Below are 11,167 nucleotides of genomic sequence, written 5' to 3'. Positions count from 1 at the left end.
GTGGGGCGCGGAGCTCGCACCAAGGGCATGACTCCCTGATCGGATTCAAAGCTTGTGGAGGATGCCGCTGCATCCGCCCAACGCGTGCTTCGCCGCCCAAACTCCCGAGATCAGGATGACTCACCGAGAACAGGATGGATCTGCGTATCCGTCCTGTTTCTCGGGAGAAGTTCCTGTTCTCGGGAGTGGCGAACGCAAGTGCTTCCCGCTCCACATGCACGGCATGATGCACAGCCCACACCGAAGATATCCGGGTAGCGTTATTTTCATGACGGCCATCCAGGTCACCGAAACCACCATCAGCGAGGCCAAAGAGCTGCGCGATGAGTTCCAGCGGTTCCTGCGCGAGTACGAGTTCGGCATGCGCGAGGTCGAGACGAAGATCTCGATTCTGCGCGACGAGTTCACGCACGATCACTCGTATAACCCCATCGAGCATGTGAAGAGCCGGCTCAAGTCGCCCGACAGCATCGTCGAGAAGGTCGCACGCCGCGGAATCGAAGATCCTGATTTCGACACCATCCGCGAGCAGATCACCGATATCGCCGGCGTTCGCGTGACCTGCAGTTTTGTCGCCGACGTGTACTTGCTGTTTGATCTGCTCACCCAGCAAGACGACATCACGGTGCGCATCGTGAAGGATTACATCGCGAACCCGAAGCCCAACGGCTACAAGAGTCTGCATGCGATCATCGAGGTGCCGGTGTTCTTGTCGACGGGCCCGTTGTCGATTCCCGTCGAGGTGCAGTTCCGCACGATCGCGATGGACTTCTGGGCGAGCCTGGAGCACAAGATCTACTACAAGTTCTCGAATCAGGTTCCGGGTCACCTCGTGGCGAGCCTGTCGGATGCCGCCGAGGCCGCAGCCGAGCTCGACACCCGGATGGAGCGGCTGCACCGCGAGGCGCACGGCGTCGCCCGTCGTCAGATCGAGCCGCCGTCGCCGCGCATCATGAAGGTGTAGCCGCGGCGACGGCGGAGCTCGCACGAAGATAGGGCATCTGCCCGATGTGCGCATCGCGCCTTAGAGCGGAGTGTGGACTCAGAGCATCAGAGGAGCCCACACCATGTTCGAACACCCGTCGTTCACATACACCGCCTACGTCACCGAGCGACAGCGTATCGATCGCGAGAACGAGCTGCGCCGCGTTATCGCCGAGCATCCTGAGCGGATCGTGTCGCCGAGGCATCCGTTCGTCTCGCGGATCCGCGAGCTGATCCGGCGTCGTCTCGGCGAGGAGCGCCGAGATTCCGCGGCGGTTGCAGCGGCGGCATCCGAGCGTTCCCGCCGCTTGAATGATTCGTCGGCGTCGGCCGTTCACGCCCGGTGAGCGCCCTCCGTCTTCATGCGCTGTCGGGCGATGTCGCAGCCCAGTGGGACGATAGGAGTATGTCTCTCCGCGGCTTCGACGCAGCGCTGGTGGGTCGAGACGATGATCTCGCCACGGTGCGTTCGGCGTTCTCGCGTGCCGCAGACGGTGAACCGAGCACGATACTCATCGGTGGCGAAGCGGGCATCGGAAAATCCCGGCTCATCCGTGAGCTCCGAAACGAGATCGGCTCCGTTGCCGCGATGCACACGGGATGGTGTCTTGATCTCGGCGCGGCGCGCACGCCGTATGGCCCGCTGATCACCGTTCTGCGTTCGATCGTCAGCGATCTCGGCGCCGACGCGGCGCTGCAGGCGGTGGGCGCCGGGGGTGAGGCGCTGCGGATGCTGTTGCCCGAGCTGGCCGAGACGCCGGTAGATCGCTCCGCGACCAGCCCCGATGCGCTGCGCGACGCGATCGCGACCCTCATCGAGGCCGCCGCTGGGCACATTCCGCAGGTCATCGTCATCGAAGATCTGCACTGGGCGGATGCTTCGACACTCATTCTGCTGTCATTCCTCGTGCGCACGCTCACACGTGGTCGCATCCTGTTTCTGCTGACCTACCGCGACGAAGACATTCGGCGGGGCGACCCGGCCAGCCGGTTCATCGCCGATGTCGCCCGCGCGCAGCGTGTGCAGCGCCTGATGCTGGCGCGGCTTGATGCCGAGGCCACGCGAGCGCTCAGCGAACAGCTTCGGGGGCTGCCGGTGACCGATGGGCAACTCGCCGGTCTCACCGCCCGCGCCGAGGGTGTGCCGTTCTTCATCGAAGAACTCGCCTCGTGCCTGACGCAGACATTGCCCGACGGGCTGCGTGACGTTCTGCTCGCGCGTTTCGATGCCCTCGATGATGACGATGCCGCGCACGTCGTCCGGGTGGCATCGGCCAGCGTCGACGGTGCGCTGCCGCACGCTCTTCTCACCCATCTGGTGGCTCTCGACGACGCGGCGTTCAACCGTGCTGTGCGCATTGCGATCGACAGCGGCATCGTCAGCGTGCGCGGCAACAGCTACGTATTCCGACACGCGTTGCTTCGCGAGGCGGTGTACGACGATCTTCTGCCCGGGGAGCGCGTCCGTTTGCACTGGCAGTACGCCCAGGCCCTCGAAGATCAAGTGGGCGGGTGCCAGGGCGATCCGGCGACGCTCGCTTTCCACTGGCAGCGGGCGAACGACCCGAGCAAGGCGCTGCGCGCCGCGGTCACGGCGATGTTTCAGGCGAAGGCCAGTTACGCGTATGCCAGTGCGGCTCGCTTCGGTGACCTCGCCCTCGAACTGTGGGAGCAGAACCGCGACCCAGCAGGGGCCGCTGGTATCGACCACCTCGCTCTTCTCCAGCAACTGGGGTCGATTCTGCGCAACGCCGGTGACGATGAGCGTGCGCTCTCCGTTGCGGAGTCGGCGCTGGCAGAAGCGGAGCGAACGCGATCCGCCGGCGGCGAGGTCGATGTTGAGACGGAGGCACGGCTGCTGCGCGACCGCGGGCAATATCTCGCCAACCAAGTCCGCGCGGGGTCGCTCGACCAGTATCTCGCGGCACTCGCGTTTCTCGATCGGCACGGGATCGACCGCGGGCACCTGCGCGCCAACGTGCTCAACGGCATCGCCAGCCGCCACATGCTCGCGGGCCGTCTGGCGCAGTCGGTCGCGGCTGCCGACGATGCACAACGCGCTGCCGCCGCCGACGGCGACGACCGCGAGCGTTCGATCGCCTTCAATCTGCGTGGCTGCTCGCTGATGCTGATGGGGCAGTTCACGGCCGGGCAGGAGGCCTTCGAGATGGCGTCGGCGCTTTCCGCGGCTGACCGTTCGGGCGTGCAGTACCGGCTGAATTACTCCGATTCGCTCACTCTCCGCGGACGATTCGCTGAGGCGGTGCGTGTCGCTGAAGAGGGACTGCGCCGGGCGCAGGAAATCGGAGTCCGCAACACCGGCAACGTCATGACGCAGAACATGATCGAGCCGCTGTTGGCGCTCGGCGACATCGAACGCGTCGAACGGCTTCTTGCCACCGTGCCCCACGGGCACCTCGGCCCGCATCGGTCCGGGCTCTACCTCGCGAGTTCACGAATGCGCGCTCTGTCGTGGCGCGGAAAGATCGAAGAGGCCGAACAGGTGCGCCGCGAGTGGCAGTCGCCGATGCGTGCGGCCGCGATCACCGAACGGCAGGTCTGGTATTACCTCGTCGAGGCCGACGTCGCAATCGCGGTTGCCCGTGGTGACTGGGCAGAGGCCCTCGAGGCGGTTCGACGGATGGCCGCCGATGACGGCCCGGCGATCGCGAATCAGCGTCGACTGCTGCTGGAGGGTGGCTGGCTGGTCGCGGAGGCGCGCGCAGCCAGCGTCAATACAGATGCCGCGGCCCGAGCGATTCGAGCGGCGTGGGCTGCCCAGCCCCCTGCCCTGCGAAACTCCGACTGGGAGACCATTCTGTACGCGATGCTCGACCCGTCTCGTGAGAGCCTCGAGGCGGCGAAAGAAACAACATCGCGCCCTGACATCCCGGTGATGATGACCGTGGCTGTGCGCACGGAACTCATCCGTGTGCTGGTCGCCCACGGCGAACGTGCGTCCGCCGCGTCGGTGCTCGTCGAAGCCGAGCGGATCTCCCACGATCTGAAGCATGACCGGCTGCAGCAGGCTGTATCGGCCCTGGGAACCGCGACCGGGATCAACGCCCCCGCAGGCAGTGAAGAATCCGATCTCACCGCACGCGAACTGCAGGTGCTCGAGTTGGTGGCGGAAGGCCTGAGCAACAAGCAGATCGGCGAGCGACTTTTCATCAGCGCAAAGACCGTGAGCGTGCATGTCTCAGCGATTCTGCGCAAGCTCGGTGCATCGACGCGGACCGAGGCCGCGATGGTCGCCTCGCGCCGGTGAGTGACGGTGTCTCGCCCCAGCTCACGCCATGAACTCGCGCACGGCCGCAGCCATCGCGGTCACACCGACCTCGATCGTGGGATGCGGTACAGGTGCGAAGTACGGTGAGTGGTTCGACGGGATGTCGCTGGCGAGGGTGCCCTTTTCGGCGGCGGCCGCGAACTCGGCCGGGTCGACGCCGCCCCAGAACCAGAACACGAGCGGCGCGCCGGAATCGCGGGCGAACCACGACACGTCTTCGCTTCCCGTGAACATGCCCGGGTCGATGACGGTGCCCTCGCCGAGCGCACGGTCGATCGCGGCGGTGACCCGAGCGGTCGCCTCGGCGTGATTGTGGGTGGGCGGAAGGGTGAAATCGACGCGGATCTCGGGTTCGCTCTCAGCACCGGACGCCGCCGCCTCTGCCCGCACGATGCGCTCGACGTTCGCCATCACCTGTTCGCGCATCTCGTCGGTGGCGTAGCGCAGGCTGATCTCGAGCTTCGCCTCGGCGGGGATGATGTTGCTCTTGGTGCCCGAGTGGATCGACCCGACGGTGACGACGCCGATCTCTTTCGGGTCGACTTCGCGCGAGGGAATCGTCTGCAGTCGCATGACCGTAGCTGCCGCCATGACCACGGGGTCGATCGTGGTGTGCGGCCTCGATCCGTGCCCGCCGCGCCCGTGCAGGGTCACGGTGAGACCGTCGGCGGCAGACATCTGCGGGCCCGGGCGCATGCCGACGGTGCCCGCTGCGAGCGGGGTCACGTGCTGGCCGAGCACGACATCGGGTTTCGGGTAGCGATCGAGAATCCCGGCATCCAGCATCGCCCGCGCGCCCGCGCCGAACTCTTCCGCTGGCTGGATGAGCACCACGAGCGTTCCGGACCAATCATCGCGGGATGCGACGAGCTTCTCGACCGCGCCGATCATCGCCGTCACGTGCATGTCGTGCCCGCACGCGTGCATGATCGGCACGGTGTCACCGGCCGGGTCGATGCCGGTCGCCGTGCTGGCGTATGACAGGCCCGTGAGCTCGGCAACGGGCAGGGCATCCATATCGGCGCGTGCCCACACAACCGGGCCGTCGCCGTTTCGAAGCATCCCGACGACGCCGGTGATGCCGACGCCCTCTTCGACCTCGAGTCCGAGATCGCGCAGGTGCGCGGCGGCGATGCCCGCGGTGCGTGTCTCCTGGAAGGACAGTTCAGGATGCCGGTGCAGATCGGTATACAGCGCCTCGAGGTCGATCGTCATAGGCCCGAGCCTAGCGACCTCACTCTTTGCCGGTGTAGCTGGTGAGCTCCGGCCCGGGGTTCAGCACGCCGTTCACGATCGCACGGATCGCGAACTCGCTGGCTTCGCCGAGATCGACGACGTCCGGATGCAGCAGCCACTGCAGCTGCAGGCCATCCATGACCGCGAGAATGCTGGCCGAGGCCGCCGCGATCGTATCGGGCTCGGTCACGCCCTCTTGCTTGCACAGCGCCTGGAACGCGTGCGTCACCTCACGGCGCAGAGTCGTGTAGCGCTCTTCGAAGAAGCCGCGTGCCGGATGGTCGTCTGTCACCGATTCGTTCGAGAGCACGGTGTACGCCTGCACGATGCCGGGGCGGGTCGCGTTGAGGAATGCCGTGCGAACCAGGTGCACGAACAGCTCGGGCCCGCCGGGAATATGCTGCTCGGTGAGCTCGGCGACGTCGGTCTCGTCGCGGTAGGCGAGCACTTCCAACAGCAGGTTCTGCTTTGAGCCGAAGTGGTGCAGCACCCCGGCGTGGGTGAGTCCGACCTGGTCGGCGACATCGGCGAGCGTGCCGTTGGTCGATCCTTTGTTGCCGAAGATCTCGATCGCAGCGTTGAGGATCTCCATGCGCTTCTGACGCGTCGCAGGTCGCGTGCGCGTGCTGCCTGATGCTTCGGTTGCCACGGCATCCTCCCGGTGAGTGTAACGGTCTGATAATCGTTACTTGCAAGCTTACTTACTTGTCGGTAATCTCGCTTTCACATTTACTTTCCCGCTTGTAAGTAAATGGACCATACGAATACAGTTTGTACAACCCCCGCACTGTGACCGTGTTCAAGGAGAAGCAATGAAGCTCAGCAGATCAATGATCGCCATCGGCGCGATCGCCGCCCTCGGCACCGGCGTACTCGCCGGTTGCTCGACCTCAGCCGACAGCGACACCGGCGACGGCGGCTCCGGCACCGGAACCGTCGCCCTCACGATCGCGAAGCCCGACGGTGCGATCACGACCGAGTCGCACAACCCGTACCTCGGCGATTCTTCGGCATCCAAGTACGGCTACGCCAAGGTGATCTTCGAGACACTCGCTCTCGTGAACCCGACGGGCGACCTCGGCACCACCCCGTGGCTTGCCGAGTCGGTCGAATGGAACGATGACTACACCCAGCTCACGGTCGTGCCGCGCAGCGGCGTCAACTGGAGCGACGGCGAGCCCTTCACCGCAGACGACATCATCTTCACGTTCGACCAGTTCCTCAACGGCAAACTCGCCGACGCCTCGGGCCTGAATTACGAGGGCGCGACGCAAGACGGCGACGCTGTCACCCTGACCTTCGCCGACTCGAAGTACACCGCTCAGGCGCGGGTGCTGCACACCCCGATCGTGCCCAAGCACATCTGGGAGAACATTGAAGACCCCAACACCGACCCGCTCACCGATGAGGGTCTCGTCGTCGGCACTGGCCCCTACGTGCTCGACAACTGGTCGACCGAGTCGGTCACTCTGACGGCGAACGAAGACTACTGGGGCGGCGAGCTGGCCGTACCCGAGCTGAACTACGTCTCGTACGGTGACAACGCAGCCCTCACCACGGCACTCGCCAGCGGCGAAGCCGATTGGGCTCAAGCCTTCATTCCGCAGATCGAGTCGAGCTACCTGTCGGTCGATGAAGAGAACCACTTCCTCGCCTCGCCGACCCCCGGCGCCGGAACGCTGTTCTTCAACCTGCAGACCAAGCCGTTCAACGACCCAGCCCTCCGCGAGGCACTCGCGTGGACGATCGACCGCCAGGCCTACGTCGACATCGCCCGCGAAGGCGCGAGCGAGCCGATCTGGAATGTGACCGGACTCGGCACGCTGCTCGAAGACGAGATCGTTCCCGAGTTCCAGGGCGTCGAGTACGACGTCGACATCGACAAGGCCAAGGACATCCTCACCGACGCCGGCTACACCTGGGAGAGCGACAAGCTCATCGACCCCGACGGTGAGGCCGTCTCGTTCTCGATCTCCGTTCCCGCCGGCTGGAGCGACTGGAACACCGAGCAGGCGCTCATCGCCGAAGAGCTCGACGAAGCCCTCGGCATCGAGGTCAAGGTCGACCAGCCCGACTGGGGCGGCTGGGATGCCGCCCGCCAGGAGGGCACCTTCCAGGCGATCATCCACTGGCTCGAAGACACCGGCAACGCCTATGGCCTGTACACCTCGACCATGGATCCGAAGTGGATCGTCGACGACAAGGCCCAGTACAACTTCGGCCGTTTCGACGACCCCGCCGTCACCGAGGCGCTGAACACCTACGCCAACGCGTCGACGGATGAAGAACGTGTCGAGGCCGTCACTGTTCTTCAGACGGCGTTCGCCGAGAACGTGCCGGCGATTCCGCTCGGAGCGCACCCGCTGCTGGGCGAGTACAACACCCGCAACTACGTCGGCTGGCCGAGTGAGGACGACCAGTACGCCTCGGCCGACCCGACCCAGCCGGGCATCGTCCAGATCCTGACGAAGCTCGAGGCGAAGTAGCGCCCCCGACGAAACCGCATTCTGCGGATGAGACCGCGCGGATTCCCGCCGGGCTCATCCGCGGAATGCAGTTTCACCGGCACCCTGGACCTCGGCACCGCACGAAAGCGATCACCATGTCAGACCCCCTGCTTTCCGTTCGTGACTTCTCCGTCGTGTACGACGTCGACCCGCCCGTCGAGGCGGTGAAGAACGTCTCGCTTGAACTCCAGCGCGGCGAGATCCTCGGGCTCGCCGGCGAGAGCGGCTGCGGCAAGACCACCCTGGCCTACGGGGTGCAGCGACTGCTCAAGGCGCCGGCGGTGATCACGAGCGGATCGGTCTCATTCCACGACACGGATGCCGGTGTCATCGACGTCGGCGCCCTCGGCGCCGAAGAGATGCGCCGATTCCGCTGGGACAAGATCTCCATGGTGTTCCAGGGCGCCATGAACGCCTTGAACCCGGTCGCCACGATCGGCGCTCAGCTCGAAGACGTCTTCGAGGTGCACCGTCCCGAATTCGGGCGCAAGCAAAGGCGAGAAGCGGTGATCGAGCTGCTGGAGATCGTGAAGGTGGGTGCGCAGCGCATCCGCTCGTTCCCCCATGAGCTCTCCGGCGGTATGCGTCAGCGTGTCATGATCGCGATGGCGCTGGCTCTGCGCCCGCAGCTGATGGTGATGGACGAGCCGACCACCGCTCTCGATGTGCTCGTGCAACGTGAGATCCTGCGCCAGATCTCACAGTTGCGCGAAGAGTTCGGCTTCTCGGTGATCTTCATCACCCACGACCTTCCGCTGCTGCTGGAGATCAGCGACCGCATCGCGATCATGCGCGACGGTGAGATCGTCGAGCTCGACACGGCCGAGCAGATCTGGCGCTCGCCGCGTGACGAATACACCAAGACGCTTCTGTCGTCGTTTCCGCGCCTCACCGGCGAGAAGGGAATGGTGGCGCGATGAGCATCCTCGATGTGCGCCATGTCACCAAGATCTACAACGTCCGCGGCGCCGGGCAGCTCACCGCCCTCGATGATGTGAGCTTCACCCTGCGCTCGGGGCAGACGATCGGCCTCGTCGGACAGTCCGGCAGCGGCAAATCGACGATCGCGAAGATCCTGACCCAGCTGGAGACCCCCACCAGCGGCGAGGTGCTGCTCGACGAGAAGCCCATTCCGCGCCGCGGGCGCGGGCTTCGCGCGTACCGCCAGCAACTGCGCATGGTCTTCCAAGACCCATTCGCGTCGTTGAACCCCTACCACTCGATCCGCTACCACCTCGAGCGACCGCTGCGTCTCGATGACGTCGTGCCGAAAGAAGAGACCGAAGCTGAGGTGCGCCGCCTGCTCGAGCGCGTGCGACTCGACCCCGACACGGTGATCGACCGCCGACCGCACGAGCTCTCGGGCGGTCAGCGTCAGCGCGTGGCCATCGCCCGGGCGCTGGCGTCACGGCCGAAGATCCTCGTCGCCGATGAGCCGGTATCGATGCTCGACGTGTCCATTCGCCTCGGCGTGCTCAACCTGCTCGCCGATCTTCAGCGCGAAGAAGGACTCGGCGTGCTGTACATCACGCACGACCTCGCCACCGCCCGCCACTTCAGCGACGAGATCATGGTGCTCAACCAGGGGCGCATCGTCGAGCACGGCCCGGCCGACGACGTGATCTTGAACCCCCAAGACCCCTACACGCGCGAATTGCGGTCGGCGTCCCCCGATCCGGAACGCTTCTTCGCCACCGCCGGTCAATCCACGGGAGGCGCATCATGACCGCCGTCGAACCACAGGCTCCCACCGCGGATGCGGTGGAGATCGGCACGACAGCCACGAAAGCCGTGGCCGGACGCTCGCGTATCCCGTGGCGATTTCTCGGCGGACGCGCGGCCTTCTACCTCTTCACAGTGTGGGCCGCGCTGACGATCAACTTCTTCCTACCGCGCATGATGAAGGGCGACGCCGTCACCCAGTACCTGGCGCGTAACCGCAACGTGTCGCCGGAGGCGGCGGATGCCCTGCGGGCACTGCTGGGGCTCGACACCGACAAGAGCCTCTGGCAGCAGTATCTCGACTACTGGGCGCTGCTGCTGCGCGGTGATCTGGGTGTCTCACTGCTGCACGGTCTGCGACCGGTGACCGAGGTCATCAGCCAGGCTCTGCCGTGGACGGTGGGCCTGGTCGGCTTCGCCACGATCGTGTCGTTACTGATCGGCACGATCGGTGGCGCGATCATCGGCTGGCGCCGCGGCAGCAAGCTCGAGGTGTTCGTGCCGATCACGACGTTCCTCAGCACGATCCCCTACTTCTGGCTCGGGCTGCTCGCGATCGCCGTGTTCTCGGTGAACCTCGGTTGGTTCCCGATCGGCAAGGCGTACGGCGTCGGCATATCGCCGGGATGGAATGCCGAGTTCATCGGCCAGGTGATCCATCACGGCACCCTTCCAGCCCTGACGATCGTGATCGCGTCGCTGGGCGGGTGGATGCTCGGCATGCGCAACATGATGCTCACCGTGCTCGATGAGGACTACATCACCGTCGCGCAGGCCAAGGGCATGCCGCACAAACGCGTGCTGTGGCGATACGCCGCACGCAATGCGGTGCTGCCGCAGATTCAGAGCTTCGCGCTGTCGATCGGCTTCATCGTCGGCGGCACCATCGTGATGGAGATGGTCTTCAGCTACCCCGGAGTCGGCAAGCTCCTGTTGGACGCCACCAATGCGAAGGACTACGCGCTCATGCAGGGCGTCTTCCTCGTGATCACGCTCTCGGTGCTCATCGCGAACATCCTCGCTGATGTCGCCTACGCATTCCTCGACCCGCGCACGCGCCAGACGGAGGCCTGAGTCATGACGACGACAACCGAACGCCGCAAGAGCGCAGGCACCCCCGAGACCCTGCTGCTGCGCACCGCCGGGCCACGCGGCAGCCAGGGCGAGCCGCGGCAGAGCTTCTGGGCGAAGATCGTCTCGGCCTTTGCGATGTTCCGCAACGGCAAGTCGATCACAGGGCTGGCGATCCTGGCCTTCTTCGTGCTGGTGGCGATCTTCGCCGATGTTCTCGCGCCGTTCTCTCCCACGCAGATCGACTACACCGCCCGGCTGCAGCCGCCCTCCGCCGAGCATTGGCTGGGTACGACACACATCGGTGAGGATGTGCTCAGCCAGGTCATTCACGGCACACGCGGTGTGGTCGTGGTCG

Annotated in this window: 9 protein-coding genes and 1 pseudogene; 8 read left to right on the top strand and 2 right to left on the bottom strand. The window is 65.4% G+C overall.

Annotated features, from left to right (window positions below):
- Nucleotides 1-268 precede the first annotated feature (268 nt).
- The 3 genes from Q1J95_RS10690 to Q1J95_RS10680 all read left to right on the top strand — a co-directional run bounded on the left by Q1J95_RS10690 (nucleotide 269) and on the right by Q1J95_RS10680 (nucleotide 4,252).
- The gene (locus Q1J95_RS10690; RefSeq protein ID WP_300267499.1) at nucleotides 269-964 is read left to right on the top strand and encodes a GTP pyrophosphokinase family protein; all 696 of its coding nucleotides are present in this window, start codon (nucleotides 269-271) and stop codon (nucleotides 962-964) included.
- Nucleotides 965-1,067: 103 nt separating this feature from the next.
- Complete coding sequence (locus Q1J95_RS10685; RefSeq protein WP_300267498.1) at nucleotides 1,068-1,331, top strand: hypothetical protein; 264 nt, start codon at nucleotides 1,068-1,070, stop codon at nucleotides 1,329-1,331.
- A gap of 59 nt (nucleotides 1,332-1,390) precedes the next feature.
- Nucleotides 1,391-4,252 (top strand): helix-turn-helix transcriptional regulator, encoded by a 2,862-nt coding sequence (locus Q1J95_RS10680; RefSeq protein WP_300267497.1) that lies wholly within the window; start codon nucleotides 1,391-1,393, stop codon nucleotides 4,250-4,252.
- 21 nt (nucleotides 4,253-4,273) lie between these two features.
- Here the strand turns inward: Q1J95_RS10680 and Q1J95_RS10675 are convergent, their stop codons facing one another.
- The gene (locus tag Q1J95_RS10675) at nucleotides 4,274-5,488 is read right to left on the bottom strand and encodes an amidohydrolase (protein ID WP_300267496.1); all 1,215 of its coding nucleotides are present in this window, start codon (nucleotides 5,486-5,488) and stop codon (nucleotides 4,274-4,276) included.
- A gap of 19 nt (nucleotides 5,489-5,507) precedes the next feature.
- Nucleotides 5,508-6,101: a TetR/AcrR family transcriptional regulator gene (locus tag Q1J95_RS10670; RefSeq protein WP_300267500.1), complete on the bottom strand. Its 594-nt coding sequence runs from the start codon at nucleotides 6,099-6,101 to the stop codon at nucleotides 5,508-5,510.
- A gap of 220 nt (nucleotides 6,102-6,321) precedes the next feature.
- Between Q1J95_RS10670 and Q1J95_RS10665 the strand changes: the two genes are divergently transcribed.
- The 5 genes and pseudogenes from Q1J95_RS10665 to Q1J95_RS10645 form a co-directional block, all read left to right on the top strand.
- Entirely contained in the window at nucleotides 6,322-7,995 is a 1,674-nt protein-coding gene (locus Q1J95_RS10665) for an ABC transporter substrate-binding protein (RefSeq protein ID WP_300267495.1), read from the top strand.
- A 116-nt stretch (nucleotides 7,996-8,111) separates the two neighbouring features.
- Nucleotides 8,112-8,936, top strand: coding sequence for an ABC transporter ATP-binding protein (locus Q1J95_RS10660; RefSeq protein ID WP_300267494.1), 825 nt, complete (start codon nucleotides 8,112-8,114; stop codon nucleotides 8,934-8,936).
- Nucleotides 8,933-9,742 carry an ATP-binding cassette domain-containing protein gene (locus Q1J95_RS10655; protein ID WP_300267493.1) on the top strand — a complete coding sequence of 270 codons (810 nt, stop codon included), beginning with the start codon at nucleotides 8,933-8,935 and terminating at the stop codon, nucleotides 9,740-9,742. Before Q1J95_RS10660 ends, Q1J95_RS10655 begins: the two co-directional genes overlap by 4 nt.
- Nucleotides 9,739-10,812 (top strand): ABC transporter permease, encoded by a 1,074-nt coding sequence (locus Q1J95_RS10650; protein ID WP_300267492.1) that lies wholly within the window; start codon nucleotides 9,739-9,741, stop codon nucleotides 10,810-10,812. Before Q1J95_RS10655 ends, Q1J95_RS10650 begins: the two co-directional genes overlap by 4 nt.
- A 3-nt stretch (nucleotides 10,813-10,815) precedes the next feature.
- Nucleotides 10,816-11,167 (top strand): annotated as a pseudogene (locus tag Q1J95_RS10645) (ABC transporter permease); the annotation flags it as partial.

This window comes from Microbacterium sp. (assembly GCF_029263575.1).
In the GTDB taxonomy this organism is placed as follows: domain Bacteria; phylum Actinomycetota; class Actinomycetes; order Actinomycetales; family Microbacteriaceae; genus Microbacterium.
This window is presented reverse-complemented; position numbering and strand designations above follow the sequence as displayed.